This window comes from Mucilaginibacter sp. NFX135 (genome assembly GCF_048565145.1).
Taxonomy (GTDB): Bacteria; Bacteroidota; Bacteroidia; order Sphingobacteriales; family Sphingobacteriaceae; genus Mucilaginibacter.
Map to the genome: position 1 here is coordinate 604563 of NZ_CP183412.1, position 16754 is coordinate 621316.

The window sequence follows — 16754 nt, forward strand, 5'->3', positions numbered from 1 at the left end:
CTTGACTCTTAATTCTTAACTCTTTTTTTAACCGTATGCAAAAACAAATCTATCTACTACTGTTCGTAGCGGCTGTTTGCCTTGCCTCCTGCTCGGCCAAAAAGAAAACCATCTCCAACAAACAGGTTCGGCAGAATAACAATACCATCAAAAAGCAGAATCAGGATGCTATTGCCAATTATCAGTCATATACTTCCTTATCTTATATCGACCGGTTTAAAGGCATAGCCATACAGGAAATGAACCAGTATGGCATCCCGGCAAGTATTACCCTGGCTCAGGGTTTATTTGAGTCGGGCAGCGGTAACAGCGACCTGGCTAAAGTGGCCAATAACCACTTTGGTATTAAATGCACCAGCGACTGGAAAGGGAAAAGTTATTACAAAGATGATGACAGTGCCAACGAATGCTTCAGGGTGTATGACAACCCCGACGACTCTTACCGTGACCACTCCGCTTTCCTGAAACGTAAAAACTACGCCCGCCTGTTTGAACTGGATAAAAATGATTATGAAGGCTGGGCCCGCGGCCTGAAACAATGCGGCTATGCTACAAATCCCAAATACCCGGAGCTGCTGATCAATATTATTGTGCGCTACCATCTTGACCAGTATGATCGCCCGGAAGGAGAAATTGCCAAGATTAAACGGGAAGACCGCGTGCTTACGCAGATCAATAATACCATTGGTAAAGCCGATACCGACACCATTGCAAAAACCAAACCCGACGATAAAATATACACCGTTAAACAGGGCGATACACTATATAACATATCCAAGCGTTTTGGAATAACAGTTGATGAGTTAAAAGGGCTAAACAACATTGTTGATGACCATATTGCTATTGGTCAGAAGCTGGTAGTTGTGAAATAGTAATAGAATCAGGAAATAAAATATAAAAGCGTCATTGCGAGGTACGAAGCAATCTCTATACTATACAGAGTAATCCAGCAGAGGTAATTTGCTTATGTAGAGATCGCTTCGTACCTCGCAATGACGGGCTTGATATCACTTTTGTTCGCCCCCCTCAAAAAGCTGTTAATTGTTGTTAAATAATATGACCAGGAACGGCCGAAAGCTTATTTTTGGCGCTGCAATGAAAATATGGCTGCTATTGTTTTTATGTACGCTATCTGCAACGGTTTTTGCCCAGCAAAAAACCGTTGACGGTATTGTATTTGATAAGGACAGCAAAGGCCGTATTGCCAAAGTGAATGTGCTGAATGCCACAACGGGCAAATCGGTTTATAATACCTTTAAGGGCGAGTTTAATATTGAGGCTAAACCCGGCGATGTGCTGATTTTTACCAAGCCCGATCATTACGCTGATACCTTAAAATTACAAAACAACGCCTCACTGGCTGTTTATATGAAACGCTCAGCCATACAGCTGAAAGAGGTTTTTGTGCGCGATACCATGCTGAACCCGCAAAAACAGCTGGATGCGACTAAAAGAGATTACACCAAACTTTACGGATCACTGGATAATCATGACCTGCTTACGGTTGCGCCAGGAATGGGTGCAGGCATTGGTATTGATGCCTTATGGAACTCCTTAAGCCGGAGCGGCCGCAATGCCGAAAAGTTACGGGGCATCATTGAACGGGATTACAAGCAAAATGTGATCGACTTTAGGTTTAACCGGACTTATGTTGGTAACATAACCCATCTTAAGGATCAACAGCTAACCGATTTTATGCAGCGTTACCGCCCCGGCTACTACCTGGTAACCACTGCCAGCGATTATGAATTTATCGCCTCTATCAAATCAAACCTGAGGCGCTTTTTACGCTCGCCCCGGGCGTTTGCTTTACCCCAGTTGGTTACTCCGAAGGCAGAAGATTTGGCAAATTGAAGCTTGCTGTTTCAGGCAGATTAATATCACCTGATATTAAATAGGCTTATTAACAAAGAACAGGGTCAATTGTATTCAAAGTCCAGTTCTGTTAGGCTATATTTTTGGCGTTAAATAATATTACCGCAACCCTAATGGTATGGCAAACGATACACCAACCGGTAGTAACCCGGTTGAAATGAGCTGCGATATTACCCAACTTGAATTATTGTTTTGACTGTTCAGATCTTACTTTATCCTCTTTATAAAGCTGCTTTCCGGCATTATATGCAAACATTAAAAACACATATACTATTGCAAATACAATAACACATAAAATATAGTTGAAATTTTTTTCTGCCATGATTTGAACAATTTTTGTGAAAGTAAGCGGACATTATTTTAATAATGCCCGCTCTTAATGTTATAAAACAGTTATTAGCCGCTATTACCCTTTAACAGACTCAACTGCGTAACCAATCCAAAAAGCGGCTCCTAATACTGGAGAAATTACCGTAAGCACTCCGCCTATTATAACTGTTCTGGTTGAAACGCCTCCTGAAATTTCTAATGCTTCGTCATAACTCAATTCGGTTAAACCTAATTCTTGTATCATAAAATTGTTGTTTTAATTTTAGTGTAATTAAATTTTTATTGACCGTGTGCTTTATCATAATCGCGGGCGTTTTTTCCTGCCTCATATGCGGCACCAACTAAAAAAACGACTCCGGCAATTACCAATCCAATTGCTACTTCTTCTCCAAACCCACCCCCGGTTTCCCGAGCTTCAGTGGGAGTCATAGGCATAAGCCCCATTCTGTTTAAATCTAATGTTTGGTACATGTTGTTTGGTTTAGTTTTGTTTTTCTGGTTTTTGCACTATGCATGGGTCTCAGAAATAGTTATCCCATATCAGTAATGGCCATAATGATGTATCTAATATAGTTAAATAATTATTTAAAAAACCAATAATATTTATTAATAATTGTTAAAAATATTGCCGCATGTTTTGATTAATTAACTAGCATCCTGCTTGTTGTAATAAATGATGGGAAATAAACTAATATTATAGGATAAAATATTAGTTTATTCTATAAACTATATCTATATTAAGCTAATATAAATTGGCCCTGCTCTTTTTTTGATGGGAATTAATAAAATTAGGCCTATTAAAAAAGCCCCTGCAACCGTTATCTATTGGCATTAGGGGCTTTATCATCAATTTGCAGTAATCAAAAATTAGGATCGAAATTAAAATAGATGGGGTTTGATAAGCCTATCATATTGCCGCTTAGCGCCATTGATCCGGGAACCTGCGGATACGCGGTTTGCGGACCCTGCACTTCCACCCGGTAATAACTGCGGCCCTGTGCTTGCGGGGTATCAGTAAATTCCACAGAAGCCGTTTTGCCGTTTACCTGGAAGGTGCCGAATTTGTCGCCATTTTTTATAACGTTAACTGTGTAGGTGGAGTCGGCCACTGTTTTCCCGGTTAATTTAACCTGGAATTTTACGGGTTTGCCTGTGGCTTTGGTGTTATCGCCCATCATCATATCCATTTTACCGTCCTGGTTAACATCTGCATAAAACTCAACGCGCGGGGCGTATGGGTTTGAGCTTACACAAACACGGCCATTGGTCAGCGCGTCTATCACAGCCTGCGAGGTACGCGCTGTGGCAAATACCCAGGTGGTGGGCGTGCCTACATAATTGGCCTTAGCCTGATAGGTGTTTTTGGAGGGTTGCTCTGTGCCCTCGGGCGTACCGTGATGCGCGTCGCTGCCGCCCCTGCCGGTTAGTTTGCGGCCCGATGAAAGCATATCATCCCAGATCATGATGGCGTTAGCGTTTTTTGACCAGATGGCTGAGTTCCAAATCTCTATGGAGTTCACCATATCGTATGAATATCCGAAATGATCTTTGCCGCTTGGATGATTGGCCGACAAATGGATGCCCAACTCTTTTTTGATAGCCCCGATCACCACGTCGCGCTGGTCACGCACGTCATATAGCCGCTGGTGATCATAAGGTTTGGCCGAAAACGCGTTGCCATGCCCGCGAACGGTGGTCCATTCGGCGCCATACAATAATAATACAGAATCCGACTTAAACTCAGGGTCGGCCCAGGTGTTGTGCGCTACATCACCGTTTACATGGTTGTCATGATCGGTGATGCAGATGTAATCGATACCAACCGCTTTTGAAAAGGCGATGATCTTGGCGATGGAATTATTTGACGACTCCGTGCTGTGACGGGAGTGTACATGCAGTTCGCCTTTAAGCCATACGCCCTTGCTCAGGCTGGCAATTGGCGGGAGCACCTCCGGAGTAACAGGTGCCCATGGATTGCTGTGGTTTGATGGCCCCTGTGCATAGCAGGCCAGGCAGGTCATGAGCAAAGCAACTGTGGTACGGGTAATGCGCTTAAATAACTGATTTGAGAGAGAAAGTGTTTGTAAAAAGGTGTTCATTTGCTTTAATTTTTAACCATGTAAGGTATTTGGCTGCCAACTTACCCCACTGATATTAGCAAATTGTTAAAGCCGGGAAAATGCAGTATAAATGTGACAAAGGGAACTACTCAATGATGATTTTTCCCCTCCTTTCCCGGAAATGGATCACATCAAGCTTTTCTTCTCATTATATGCCAGGATTCCATGGGTCTTCCTGTGTTATAGGAACCGGCCAACTCCCAGCCTCTCGTAGCCAAATAGTTCAAAGCATCAACAATCGATGTAAATTCCTTAACTATTTCTGTTTCTTTTTCGAAACCGGTCTCCTGCCCAAAATCAATTTCAATATCAACTTTGGAGGAAAATGCGTGCTTGGTTGCTGTCAGTGTACAATATTTTTCGTTTAGTGGTAGCATTATTGTTAGGGTTTTATCAATGTACAATATAAGAAACTTTTTTAGGCCCTGGCTTATCTATGAGCCCTCACAAAAGCTTCTGCTGTACGGCAGCCATCAGCAGCTCGGCAGTATTTTTTACCTCAAACTTTTGCAGCAGGTTTTTCCGGTGTGTATCCACAGTAAGGGGACTCAAAAATAGCTCGGTGGCAATGGCTGCGGTAGTTTTGCCCTGGGCCAGCAGCTCCAGGATCTGTTTTTCTCTTTTGGTGATGGATGCAACCTCATTAAGCCCGGCCTTTGAAGGGCGGCCCATAATTTCCTTCGCCTCCCGGCTAAAGGTGATCAGCCCGTGCAGCGCTTCCTGTATACAGCCCAACAGCTCATCCTGCGAAACATTTTTCAGTAAATAGCCGCTGGCGCCGCATTGCAACATTTGCAGCATCATACTGCGTTCTGTTTGATTACTCAGGCCCAGCACAATGGTTTTGGGCGAGATCTTCTTGATCTCCTTACACAGTTCAATACCGTTAACATCGGGCAAACTAATGTCCAGCAATACCAGATCAACCTCGTTCTGGCTTAAAAACGAGATAAACTCCCGCCCTCTTGTAAAGCTTACCGTAGTGTAAATGGCGGCTTCGGGTTTTAACAATGATTTCAAGCCTTCGATTACCATGGGATGATCATCGACAATGGCGAGTATGGTTTTATCCTGCTGCATTTAATTCGATGTTAATAACGGTACCTTCATTGATCGCCGATTCTATATCCATTTTTCCCTTCATGTAATCTACCCGGTTTTTGATGTTGCTAAACCCGATGCCTTCGGCATCTAAAGCGGTTTTAACATCGAATCCAATGCCGTTATCTTCTATGGTGATTAAAAATATATCGTTGTTCTGGCTGCATTGCAATATGATATTGCTGGCTTCCGCATGCCTCACCGCGTTTGACAGAAGCTCCTGTACAATACGATAGATATTGGCCTGGATAACCGCCGGCATATCTTTCCGGATGTCATAGGCCTGAAACTTGATCTTGGTTTGTTCGCTCATCAATGATTCGCACAGATCGCGCAGGGCGGTTTCCAGCCCCAGCCTCAGCAAGCTTTCGGGCATCATGTTGCGGGCTATACGCCGTAATTCTGCCACCGAATGGTCCAGTTGCAATATCACCCCGTCAAGCTCCTGGTGCCCGGCCGCCTTTGCCTGTCCCGAAAGTTTTATTTTGATACCCGAAAGCATGCCTCCCAGGCCATCATGCAGATCCCGGGCTACACGCTGCCGCTCCTGCTCCTCGCCGGTAAGCATGGCCTGGGTGAATTTGAGCTGCTGCTGTTGTTCGATCTCTTTTAGCTGCTGCTGATGGTTTAGCTCTTTCTGTTGCGCCAGTTTTTTGCTGTTGCGATAATAGTAGATCAAAAACACCGTAATGATGAGCAAAGTTATACTGGCGGTACCCAGTAACCAGTTGGTCAGTTTCGCTTTTTGCCTGTCCGCTTCCAGCTCCGTAATTTTCTTCTGTTTTTCGGCAGTCTGATACTTTATTTCCAGCGAGTTTATTTTTGTTTCCAGCGTGCTGTGTGAAATGCTATCGCTCAGAGCGCTGTACCGTTTCATCCAATCATAAGCGCCGGCTTTATCTTTCAGCTCTTCATCGGTTAAGGCCAGGCAATAAAACAATTGCGACCGGTTTGAGGCGATGTTCATGAAGGGCTTACGATGGCTGAGGTCAAGCGCGACAGCCTTAGCTTGCTGAAAAGATTTTTTATTATACAGGGCATAAAATTTTTGCATCAGCAGCCGCTGTTCCGGATACTCCTGCTGTAATTTTTGCGCCAGGGCAATACCCTTGTCAATAACGGTGAGCGACTGATCAAACTGCCCGGCTATCGTGAGGCGCATGCCCTCACCCGCATAATAATCAAGCCAGGCATCAGCATCGGGGTAAGGTGTTAGTAAAATGCGCATGCTATCCAGCATGGCGGCGGCCTGTGTAGCCTTGCCCGACAGTGAATAGTTTTCAGACAGCGTATGATAGGCCGATGCCAGGTATTGCGCGTCTTTCGGCGCGTTTTTTAGCGTGGCGATGGCTTTAAACAAATAAACTTCGGCCTTTTTAAAGTTGTTTAAGTTTTTAAAGGCAAATGCTACATCCAGATATATTTTGCCGGTATACCCCCGGTCGCCGGCCTGTTGGGCCAATGGAAGGGCCTGGTTCAGGAGGATGTTTACGTAGGCCTCCAGATTGTCATTTTTATATTGCAGCAAGCGGGCATAATCATGCAGGCCCTTGGCCCTTATCAAAAGCGCATCGGGAGTATTATACTTTTTTAACTCCTTATCCGCTTGTAAATAAGTTTTTATAGCCGAATCGGGACGCGCCCCCGGTAATGTACCCGCCTGAAATACTAAGAAAACCGATTGCAGGTATTTATTGCTCCCGCTGTATTTAAGCCCCTGTTTTAAATATTGGCGGGCTTTCACTGTGTCTTCTGACAGAATAAAATAATCGGTTAGCCGGAAACAGCTGCGGGCTTTCGCGCTATCTGGTGCAGGGTTGTTTAAGGTTAGGCGAATGCTGTCGGCATAATGTTTTCCGTTAAGGGGCAGCTGTGCGCGGCTACTTACGGCTATCGCCATAAAAACGATCAAACTGTAATATTTTTTCATTGATTAAGCTGAGGACTTTGGTAGATGCGGGATAATCAGGGGCCTAAATTTAATGGTAAAGTTTTCTTTTATCCAAATGCTGTCCTGAAATTCCTTTTATGCAAAGTTGAATTATTTAAAAAGCATTAAAAATACCTAACTATAGGTATAAAAAAATACCAGATATACCCGATTGTTTGTTTTTACTTCCCGGCCTACTTTTGAAACGCCTACTCCCTAACATGGCACCCGCCTACAAGCAAGATTGAAAACGCATAGAGGAAGAAATGATAAAAAGCAACAGATAATACAATAGGAATAGCAGGTATACCCATACCCAAACCCGGATGTGGAAGAATTTACAAGTAAATAATCACAAACAATTTAAAAACAACTCTTATGAAAAAAGCAATTTTATGGATAAACCTTGTCGTTTTGGGTTTACTGACCTTTAGCGGATGCTCCAGCAAAAAAGATGATCCGACCCCTCCGGCTCAAACTCAAAAAAACATGAAGTTTACCATTACGACTACCGGTCTTCTGGCTTCTGACGATTTTGATTTTGTTATTGTTGGTACAACAGTTCAGGGAACCGAGACTACCTTATTTAAACTAAACGGCGTTGTGCAGCCTAACCAAAAAGCCCTAACTATTACAAACGCTCAACTTAGGGCAGGGCAAGTGGTGATAGAAACAACTACGCCCATATTTGCAGCGGCTATTAGCACGGGTGGATTTAGCGCCACCAATGGTCATAGCTTTACTTTTAAATTGGAGCCCGTTATTGACGGAGCTGCACAGCCTGTCATCAACAAAACCATCACCACTACGGTATATACAGGTGATTTTCAATATTCAGCAAAATAACAAGAAAAAAACCTGGCCTTATCTTTTAACAACATCTTAATCTTAAACCCTGGGCGCGATGCCCGGGGTTTTTGCTTTGATGGAAAATGTATTTTAAAACACAAAGTGCTCTGAATCAGATATTTGAAACCTTGATTGAAATCAAGAATTTTATAGAGACGAGGTTTTCCGGCTGCAAAGCCAGCTCATCGGGCATGTCATTAAGTTAAGGATCGACTCCAGAGGGGTCAAATGTCGGTAGAAAATAACTTGTAAAAATATCGTGCCATCGGTACGCAACTCGCCAAGTTCCGTACCGATGGCACGATAAAAATGTTAAAAAATGAATTTTCTACCGACATTATGCACCTACGGCGCATTCGGGGTCTCTTAACTTAATGACATTGCTCATTGGGCAAGCGCAAGGACCGGCGATATTAGTTGACGAACTCCTTCATCAATTCCTCACCCTGCTCCCCGATCTTCACTTTTTTAAAACCATCCCCTCAAATTTTTATTAATCTGTTATAAAAGGAGATTTTTTGCTTTAATTTGTTTACTATGTTTACAACCCGACTTGTACTGCCATTCCTGGCATTAATAGCCCTGGGCATCAACGCCAAAGCACAACAAACCGACTCTCTGAAGCGCGACACCGTTAAAATTGATACCGCGCAAATCAATAAACTCCGGATAGATTCCCGGAAAAATGCCATCCCAACCCGTATTCGTCCGGTACAGCTGCAAAGGGCACAGGTGCCTTTAAGCATGCTGGATTATAAAGTTAACTACTGGAAAAAGTCTATCACTTTTGGGTTGAATTTTAATCAGTCGTCATTTACCAGCAATTACGCGGCGGGTGGAGTAAACGCGGTAGCGCTGGGATCTAACTTTATTTACCATACCGAATATAACAAGGCTCCGTTTAGCTACGTATCTGAACTGAACCTGCAATACGGCGTATCTAAAAACAAAGGACAGGGCAAACGCAAAACCAACGACCGTATTTACTTTGATAATAAGCTGGCTTCGCAATTATCCAAACACTGGTACATATTTGGGTCGTTAACGTTTGAATCGCAATTTGATAAAGGCTATAATTATATTGACAATGGTAATGGTACGTTTACACAGGATTATATTTCAAATTTTATGTCGCCGGGTTATTTAACAGAATCATTCGGTTTTGAATATAAGCCTACCGGGTATTTTGATTTACGCATAGGTACCGGTACAGCCCGCCAAACGTTTGTTTTAGATACAACCATTCATCAAAAACAGCAAGACAATTACGGTGTACCAATAGGCCATACCATAAAAAATGACCTGGCCTTCCAGATGGTTGCTCTGTTTGATAAGGATATCATGAAAAATGTCCACCTGAATACGCGCTACGCCTTATTTATACCTTATGGGCAATCGCTGGCATATATCACCCATCGTGTGGATATGGTTTTATCGGCCCGGGTTAACCGGTTGATCAATGTTAGTCTTAATGGTACCCTGCTTTATGACAAGCATACTTCTCCTGATGCGCAGGCTACAGAGGGACTGGCCCTGGGGGTGTTGTATAAGTTTCCGTAAGTTTATCGACTAAAATTTCGTATATTTGATTCATACCAACAGCCCGGTTTCCATTCAAAGGAAACCGGGCTGTTCTGTTAAAAGAAAAAAAGGTCCGGGAACCGAACGTTTGGCATTTAGTTATTTGAAAGGCAATAAATTAATACTTTTTAAAGTTTCAGAAACTACTCAAAACCGGGTTAAAATTTGTTAAACAGTGTTAAAATGGGGGTTTGGCAAACAGTTTTCGTCCTGTTTTATCCTGTTTTCGGCCAGAAAAGTGTTAAAATCTGAGGTTTAAAAAGTTTTTGTCGACTTGATGTAAAAGCTCTTTTCAAAATGCGTGTTCATCGCCAAAATAATTCAATGGATATATTTCAAAATCATACCTTTGTAACCTTTAAAGATTAAAGTACTGTATAATAATGTTTGAAAATCTTTCGGATAAACTCGACAGGGCGTTCAAGGTCCTGAAGGGTCAGGGAACTATTACTGAGATAAACGTGGCCGAAACCATGAAGGAGATACGCAAAGCCCTTCTGGATGCCGACGTTAACTATAAAACCGCCAAAGCCTTTACCGATGACGTAAGGCAAAAAGCACTGGGTCAGAATGTATTAACAGCCGTTTCGCCAGGCCAGCTGCTTACCAAGCTCATGAACGATGAGCTGGCCGAGCTGATGGGGGGCACTACTGCCGAACTTACTTTTCCGGCTACGCCAACCATTATCCTCATAGCAGGTTTGAATGGTGCGGGTAAAACAACCTTTACCGGCAAACTGGCCAACTACTTAAAAACACAAAAAAATAAAAAGCCCTTACTGGTTGCTGATGATATCTACCGCCCCGCGGCTATTGATCAGCTGGAAGTATTGGGTCAGCAGATAGGTATCCCGGTTTATGCCAACCGCGAATCAAAAGACCCTATAGCCATAGCCCGTGAGGGTATTGCCCTGGCTAAGCAGAACGGCCACAATGTAGTGATCATTGATACCGCCGGTCGTTTGGCTATTGACGAGGCTATGATGGTGGAGATTGAGCAGGTAAAAGCAGCTGTAAATCCGCATGAGATCCTGTTTGTGGTGGATTCCATGACCGGTCAGGATGCGGTGAACACCGCCAAGACATTCAATGACCGATTGGATTTTACCGGTGTGGTTTTAACCAAACTGGATGGTGATACCCGTGGTGGTGCCGCCTTATCGATCAAATCGGTAGTGAACAAACCGATCAAATTTATCGGTACCGGTGAAAAAATGGAAGCGCTGGACGTTTTCCACCCCGACCGTATGGCCTCCCGGATCCTGGGCATGGGCGACGTAGTTTCCCTGGTAGAGCGTGCGCAGCAGCAGTTTGACGAGAAAGAAGCCGCCGAACTGCAAAAGAAGATCCGCAAAAACAAGTTTGATTTTAACGATTTTTACAGTCAGATACAGCAGATCAAAAAAATGGGTAACATGAAAGATCTGATGGGCATGATACCTGGGGTAGGCAAAATGATGAAGGATGTGGAGGTTGACGATAATGCTTTTAAAGCCATCGAGGCCATCATCCAATCTATGACGCCCTATGAAAAATCAAACCCCGAAACTATTAACCAAAGTCGCCGCACCCGTATAGCCAAAGGTTCCGGTACCGACCTGGCCGAGGTAAACCGCCTCATGAAGCAGTTTGACGACATGAAAAAAGTAATGAAACAAATGAGCAACCCGGCAGCCATGGCCAGCATGATGCGCCGTATGCCTAAGATGTAAATACAAGTTTTTGTAATAAATGTTCAAAAAATAAGCATCGGATAGAAAGGCATTTTATTAAAGCATTATTATATTGTGATTGCTTTTAAAAAAAATAAGGCATTCACGTTATGTTCAAAAAACAATTTTCGGCAAAAAGCGTAGCCATTATTGCTTTTGTTGTACCTGTATTGGGTATATTATCAGATAGCTATAATAATAGTTACGGTTTTTTTACCAGAGCACTATCAGGTCTGCTTAGTCCGCTAAATCTCCAATGGTTAGGCATGCGGAATGCGTCTGCTGCCTTTAACTTAATTTTTTGCGCATTGTTGTTATTGGGTGCCATATTATTTGTATCGTCAAAAGGTAAAGAAACAAGGCTGCCCAGGTTTGCCTTCGCCATTATATTATTTAACAAGGCAATTTTTACACTTTACGCCCTTAGCACTATACTTACAGGTAGTTTGTTTGCTGCGGACGGAAGATCGAAGCTGGTTTTTTTGGCATACCTCATTATAAGGCTGGCTTGGATAGGGCTGGCCTGGCAGGTGTTAGATTACTTTAATAAAAACAAACAGCTGGAGATACAAACAAATACCGATGAGGAGCAAACAACCTCCAACTATGTGAGTGCATCGTCGGGTCAGCGGTTCATGAACCTAATTGCTGATATGATTATGGCGGTGCTTCTTTTTTCGACTTTGATTGAAATGCTGATTTATAGCGACCTGCACAATAATATATTGATGCGTTTTCAGGCAGTTATTGGCGAAAAATTTACCCTTTTAATTCTCATTTTTATTGGCCGGCTACTATACTATGTTCCTTTTGAGGTGGCTTTTGGGGCTACACCGGCTAAATATCTAACCGAAACACGGGTGATAAATGATAATGGTGAAAATTCAGATTTTAGTACTATTTTAAAACGCACATTGGCCCGGTGCATCCCCTTTGAAAGCTTCTCGTTTTTATTTGGGAACGGCGGATGGCACGATCGTATTTCGGCGACAAGTGTAGTCAAAGAAAAAGGTACGGGGGTTAATGGAAGGCGATATTTTCTGGTAGTACCGATAGGTATAGCGCTTTGGGGCTTGAGCTATTGGGGATACTCCGAATATGGCGCTTATAGTCGCCGCAGAGAATATCAGGCCGAACGGGAGCGAATAAAGGATGATATATATCATAAATTGGATAATGCCAATACAGAAGATTTTTTTGAATTAAAGACTGCCGGATCAGATTACTACCAAGACTCCAATGTGTTTATGAAAGTTGAAAAGATATCAGGGAATAGTATATCTTTTTCGGTAATAGAGATGAACAAGAACGGGCAATATTCACAGCAAGACATCGGAAAAGTTTACAGTTCGCTTAAAGGTACCTTTAAACAGGTTTCGTTTACCAAACAAGAGTTGCACAACGCAGTAAAATCAACCCTTGCTGAATCAGGATCTGAAAACAGAGGTCTGGCATTAAATAATCAGCTTTATTTTATTAATGATATTACTAAGTAATTACGCAGCAAATATTCAACTATGTGGTAGAAGGGCGGCAACCAGCCTCTCCAAAGTTGCTGCCGGGGGAACAGAATTGCTTGATGCTATTGCGCAGTATGAGGAAAAGGTGCGGGAATACAGCTGTAACGCAATTAATGCTTTGCAGCAAGGAGGTAAAAAACTCTATAAGCAATCGGCAAATTAAAAGGCGTCTTGCTTTTAGATAAATATAAATGAGGAACTGATTGGCCGCATTTTTATTTTAGTTTTGTGTAATACACGATACTGCCCTCATTTAAACATATGCGTAAAACGATATTATCTTCGGCCTTTTTAATTTTAGGCATGGCCGCCAAAGCACAAGTTCCCGGTGCTATTATTGATGTGCAACATTATAACTTTGCCCTGCAATTAAATGATGCTGATAATAATGTCAAAGGACAAGCCACGGTGGACGTTAAATTTTTGAAAAACGCTTCTGCATTTAATCTCGACCTCGTTAAAAAGAATGCTGAAGGTAAAGGGATGCAGGTATCAGCGATTACCGAAAAAGGTAAAAAGCTCAAATTTGTACAGGATAGCAGCATCGTTAAAATATATAGCACTGCTAAAACAGGCAGTCTGCACAGCTACAAGATAAGTTATTCTGGTATTCCTGCCGATGGCTTGATCATATCCACCAACAATTTTGGCCACCGTACTTTTTTTGGAGATAACTGGCCAAACCGGGCGCATAACTGGCTCCCCTGTGTAGATGTTCCGGCGGATAAAGCCTCAGTTGACTTTGTAGTAACGGCACCCGATCATTACCAGGTGATATCTAACGGCTTAAAAATAAAGGAGCAGCAATTGCCCGGCCATCTGAAGCTAACACACTGGCATGAGTCTGTACTACTGCCTACCAAGGTAATGGTTATAGGTGTAGCCGCCTTTGCTATTGATCATCCGGGAGATGCTGGCAATATACCCGTATATACTTATGTGTTCCCGGAGAATAAAGACGCTGGCTTTAAAAGTTACGCCGTGGCCAAAGATATACTGCCGTTTTTCATCAAAAATGTTGGTCCGTTCAGTTATGAAAAACTGGCCAACGTGCAGTCGAAAACCATATTTGGCGGCATGGAGAACGCCAGCGCTATATTTTACTTTGAAGAATCGGTAACATCGCCAGGCATAGAGGAGTTGATGGCACATGAAATTGCCCATCAATGGTTTGGCGATGGAGCCAGCGAAAAAAGTTTCTGGCACCTGTGGCTCAGCGAAGGTTTTGCTACCTACATGACCACCCTGTACCTGGAAAGCAAGTATGGCACTGATACCCTTAAAAAACGCCTGCTGACCGATCGTAAAAAGGTGCTGGAATTTGAAAAAAAGCGACTTACTCCTGTGGTTGACAGCGCGGTGAAAAACGACTATATGCAGCTGCTTAACGCCAATAGCTACGAAAAAGGCGGCTGGGTATTACACATGCTCCGCCGCAAACTGGGTGATGAGCTGTTTTGGAAAGGTATACAAAACTACTATGCCAAATACCGCGGCAGCAACGCTAATACCGATGATCTGCGCCGTGAAATGGAGCAGGTTAGCGGCCAGGATCTGACCCTGTTTTTTAACCAGTGGCTCCGCAAAGCCGGGCACCCAGATCTGAACATAGGCTGGCATTATGATGCAGACAAAGAATTGGTTAGTGTCAGTGTTGAACAAAAGCAGGATAATTTATATGAGTTCCCGCTGGATGTTGCTATTAATGGGGAGGTATTCCACATTCAGGTAAAAGATAAAACAACTTCGGCCCGATTTCCGGTAAAAACAAAACCCGACGCTATCATGGTCGATCCGAATGTAAATGTATTGGCCTCATTTAACATTGTGGCTCAATAGTTCAATACGGAAAGGCAAAAAAGATCTTCACTCCCCTTGATTTATAAGAATTTATAATTATCATTGTGTTAAACAAACACAATGATAATTATAGAAAAGATCTTGTTTTAAACAGACCTGTTCTGTTGTCCTCCCCTGCTTATCTGTAGTATCATTTCTGGTTGTTGTTTGGGCATTCTATAGGCCCATTGATCTGTAAAAACCAATTATACTAAACCAAATATGTTATGAAAAACGCTCCTCATTTTGGGCTGTTTTAGCCCTATGTCTATTGCCTGCTTATGGGCGGTGCCAGGGCAATAGCGGCGATGCCATTTTAGCCGGAAAAAATATCGCGGTAACCAGTACCGACAACGGGCAGGTTCGCGGATACATCCATAATGGAACTTTTACCTATAAAGGTATCCCCTATGCTAAAGCACAGCGATTTATGGCACCAGAAAAACCTGCGTCATGGCCAGGAGTTCGCGCATCATTAGTTTATGGAGCGGTTTGTCCCATAGATCCCACCACCACAGTGAATGATCTGCTGGAGTTTGGTTTTAATCACAACTGGGGTTATATGAATGAGGATTGTCTCAAACTCAATGTTTGGACGCCCGGCATCAATGATCAAAAAAAGCGCCCGGTAATGGTTTGGTTGCATGGCGGTGGCTTTAGCGCTGGTTCGGCCATTGAACTCCCCTCCTATGACGGCGAAAATCTGAGTAAAAAGGGCGATGTGGTAGTCGTGTCTATCAATCACCGGTTAAACTTATTAGGCTTTTTAAATCTATCGGCCTATGGTGATAAATATAAAGCCTCGGCCAATGCGGGTATGATGGATATTGTGGCGGCTCTGCAATGGGTAAAACAAAACATAGCCAGCTTTGGGGGTGATCCGGATAACGTAACCATCTTTGGTCAATCTGGCGGGGGCGCCAAGGTGGGGACGCTGATGAACGCGCCATCGGCAAAAGGCTTGTTTCAAAAAGCCATAGTGGAAAGCGGAAGCTACCGCAGCGATTTTATGACGGCCGATGTTTCTAAACGCATTGGCGCGGCTGTGCTGGAGGTATTGAATCTGCAACCAGGCCAGGTTGATTCATTACAATCTATGCCTTATGAGCGTTTGAGTGCGGCTTGCAAAAAAGCTTTTATAAAAGTTCAGCAGCAATTAAAGGCTGAAGGTAAACCAGTTGGCGCCTTCGGACTAATGTGGGAGCCGAGTATCGACGGAAGCTTTTTACCTTATAATATGACGGACCCGGCGGCTATCGAGCTTTCTAAAAATGTGCCTTTGCTGGTGGGTTCTACCAAGAATGAATTTATGGCTTCGCTCATTAACCCGGCTATCGCGGGTTTTACTTTAGACGAGGCCAAGGCATATCTACAGAAAAAATATGGCGATAAAACCGACGCTTATATGGCCGAAGTTAAAAAAGCATATCCCAATACCGTAAAACCGGCCGACTATATTGACATCGACCTGACTACCTTCAGGCCGGGAACCGTGCGGCAGGCAAATGCCAAATCGACGGTAGCTGGTGGCGCCCCTGTTTATATGTACCAGTTTGCCTGGCAGTCGCCGGTAATGGATGGTATGTACAAATCGGTTCATTGTATGGATATAGCCTTCCAGTTTAACAATATCAGCCGTTGTGAAGAGTTTACCGGGGGAGGTAAAGAAGCTTATGCGCTGGCCGCAAAAATAAGCCAGGCCTGGATAAATTTCGCCCGTACCAGTAACCCCAATGCAAAAGGTTTGCCTAATTGGCCAGCGTATACCGAAAAAAATGGAGCTGCGATGGTGTTCGATAACCAGTCAGAAATAAAATACCATCATGACCAGGTATTGTTACAAATGGCTGCTGCTAAATAGAGGTTGATATTTTTGCGGTATCAGTAAGGATTATTT

General features: G+C 43.3%; 15 protein-coding genes. 9 read left to right on the forward strand and 6 right to left on the reverse strand.

Translation table 11 applies throughout. The annotated features are described in order from the left end of the window. Positions 1 to 35 precede the first annotated feature (35 nt). Positions 36 to 872, forward strand: coding sequence for a glucosaminidase domain-containing protein (locus ACNURT_RS02650; protein ID WP_419700425.1), 837 nt, complete (start codon positions 36 to 38; stop codon positions 870 to 872). Between the two features lie 184 nt (positions 873 to 1056). After that, positions 1057 to 1854: a hypothetical protein gene (locus ACNURT_RS02655; protein WP_419700426.1), complete on the forward strand. Its 798-nt coding sequence runs from the start codon at positions 1057 to 1059 to the stop codon at positions 1852 to 1854. Between the two features lie 427 nt (positions 1855 to 2281). Here the strand turns inward: ACNURT_RS02655 and ACNURT_RS02660 are convergent, their stop codons facing one another. The 6 genes from ACNURT_RS02660 to ACNURT_RS02685 form a co-directional block, all read right to left on the reverse strand. Beyond that, on the reverse strand, positions 2282 to 2449 hold the full coding sequence (locus tag ACNURT_RS02660; RefSeq protein WP_419700427.1) for a hypothetical protein: 168 nt from the start codon (positions 2447 to 2449) through the stop codon (positions 2282 to 2284). 35 nt (positions 2450 to 2484) lie between these two features. Beyond that, on the reverse strand, positions 2485 to 2676 hold the full coding sequence (locus tag ACNURT_RS02665) for a hypothetical protein (protein ID WP_419700428.1): 192 nt from the start codon (positions 2674 to 2676) through the stop codon (positions 2485 to 2487). 389 nt (positions 2677 to 3065) lie between these two features. Then, positions 3066 to 4304: a CehA/McbA family metallohydrolase gene (locus ACNURT_RS02670; protein ID WP_419700429.1), complete on the reverse strand. Its 1239-nt coding sequence runs from the start codon at positions 4302 to 4304 to the stop codon at positions 3066 to 3068. A 152-nt stretch (positions 4305 to 4456) separates the two neighbouring features. Then, positions 4457 to 4702: a hypothetical protein gene (locus ACNURT_RS02675; protein ID WP_419700430.1), complete on the reverse strand. Its 246-nt coding sequence runs from the start codon at positions 4700 to 4702 to the stop codon at positions 4457 to 4459. 67 nt (positions 4703 to 4769) lie between these two features. Next, complete coding sequence (locus ACNURT_RS02680; protein ID WP_370995860.1) at positions 4770 to 5405, reverse strand: response regulator; 636 nt, start codon at positions 5403 to 5405, stop codon at positions 4770 to 4772. Next, entirely contained in the window at positions 5392 to 7356 is a 1965-nt protein-coding gene (locus ACNURT_RS02685; protein ID WP_419700431.1) for a tetratricopeptide repeat-containing sensor histidine kinase, read from the reverse strand. Before ACNURT_RS02685 ends, ACNURT_RS02680 begins: the two co-directional genes overlap by 14 nt. A gap of 378 nt (positions 7357 to 7734) precedes the next feature. Here ACNURT_RS02685 and ACNURT_RS02690 point away from each other — a divergent pair, with 378 nt between their 5' ends. The 7 genes from ACNURT_RS02690 to ACNURT_RS02720 all read left to right on the forward strand — a co-directional run bounded on the left by ACNURT_RS02690 (position 7735) and on the right by ACNURT_RS02720 (position 16718). Further along, positions 7735 to 8202 (forward strand): hypothetical protein, encoded by a 468-nt coding sequence (locus tag ACNURT_RS02690; RefSeq protein WP_370995862.1) that lies wholly within the window; start codon positions 7735 to 7737, stop codon positions 8200 to 8202. A gap of 540 nt (positions 8203 to 8742) precedes the next feature. Beyond that, positions 8743 to 9765 carry a DUF3078 domain-containing protein gene (locus tag ACNURT_RS02695; protein WP_370995863.1) on the forward strand — a complete coding sequence of 341 codons (1023 nt, stop codon included), beginning with the start codon at positions 8743 to 8745 and terminating at the stop codon, positions 9763 to 9765. Between the two features lie 404 nt (positions 9766 to 10169). Continuing rightward, a complete protein-coding gene (ffh, locus tag ACNURT_RS02700; protein ID WP_419700432.1) occupies positions 10170 to 11498 on the forward strand; it encodes a signal recognition particle protein in 1329 nt (442 codons plus the stop codon). A 110-nt stretch (positions 11499 to 11608) separates the two neighbouring features. Further along, positions 11609 to 12994: an RDD family protein gene (locus ACNURT_RS02705; RefSeq protein ID WP_419700433.1), complete on the forward strand. Its 1386-nt coding sequence runs from the start codon at positions 11609 to 11611 to the stop codon at positions 12992 to 12994. Next, positions 12978 to 13181 carry a hypothetical protein gene (locus ACNURT_RS02710; RefSeq protein WP_419700434.1) on the forward strand — a complete coding sequence of 68 codons (204 nt, stop codon included), beginning with the start codon at positions 12978 to 12980 and terminating at the stop codon, positions 13179 to 13181. The genes ACNURT_RS02705 and ACNURT_RS02710 overlap by 17 nt, the downstream gene beginning before the upstream one ends. Before the next feature lie 98 nt (positions 13182 to 13279). After that, a complete protein-coding gene (locus ACNURT_RS02715) occupies positions 13280 to 14857 on the forward strand; it encodes a M1 family metallopeptidase (protein WP_419700435.1) in 1578 nt (525 codons plus the stop codon). A gap of 271 nt (positions 14858 to 15128) precedes the next feature. Continuing rightward, on the forward strand, positions 15129 to 16718 hold the full coding sequence (locus tag ACNURT_RS02720) for a carboxylesterase/lipase family protein (RefSeq protein ID WP_419700436.1): 1590 nt from the start codon (positions 15129 to 15131) through the stop codon (positions 16716 to 16718). Positions 16719 to 16754 lie beyond the last annotated feature (36 nt).

Bases quoted from the DNA above. Each gene is read 5' to 3' on its own strand.
- ACNURT_RS02665 (WP_419700428.1), bottom strand. From the start codon at position 2,676: ATGTACCAAACATTAGATTTAAACAGAATGGGGCTTATGCCTATGACT.
- ACNURT_RS02690 (WP_370995862.1), top strand. From the start codon at position 7,735: ATGAAAAAAGCAATTTTATGGATAAACCTTGTCGTTTTGGGTTTACTG.
- ACNURT_RS02650 (WP_419700425.1), top strand. From the start codon at position 36: ATGCAAAAACAAATCTATCTACTACTGTTCGTAGCGGCTGTTTGCCTT.
- ACNURT_RS02685 (WP_419700431.1), bottom strand. From the start codon at position 7,356: ATGAAAAAATATTACAGTTTGATCGTTTTTATGGCGATAGCCGTAAGT.
- ACNURT_RS02680 (WP_370995860.1), bottom strand. From the start codon at position 5,405: ATGCAGCAGGATAAAACCATACTCGCCATTGTCGATGATCATCCCATG.
- ACNURT_RS02705 (WP_419700433.1), top strand. From the start codon at position 11,609: ATGTTCAAAAAACAATTTTCGGCAAAAAGCGTAGCCATTATTGCTTTT.
- ACNURT_RS02710 (WP_419700434.1), top strand. From the start codon at position 12,978: ATGATATTACTAAGTAATTACGCAGCAAATATTCAACTATGTGGTAGA.
- ACNURT_RS02655 (WP_419700426.1), top strand. From the start codon at position 1,057: ATGACCAGGAACGGCCGAAAGCTTATTTTTGGCGCTGCAATGAAAATA.
- ffh (WP_419700432.1), top strand. From the start codon at position 10,170: ATGTTTGAAAATCTTTCGGATAAACTCGACAGGGCGTTCAAGGTCCTG.
- ACNURT_RS02675 (WP_419700430.1), bottom strand. From the start codon at position 4,702: ATGCTACCACTAAACGAAAAATATTGTACACTGACAGCAACCAAGCAC.
- ACNURT_RS02715 (WP_419700435.1), top strand. From the start codon at position 13,280: ATGCGTAAAACGATATTATCTTCGGCCTTTTTAATTTTAGGCATGGCC.
- ACNURT_RS02670 (WP_419700429.1), bottom strand. From the start codon at position 4,304: ATGAACACCTTTTTACAAACACTTTCTCTCTCAAATCAGTTATTTAAG.
- ACNURT_RS02695 (WP_370995863.1), top strand. From the start codon at position 8,743: ATGTTTACAACCCGACTTGTACTGCCATTCCTGGCATTAATAGCCCTG.
- ACNURT_RS02660 (WP_419700427.1), bottom strand. From the start codon at position 2,449: ATGATACAAGAATTAGGTTTAACCGAATTGAGTTATGACGAAGCATTA.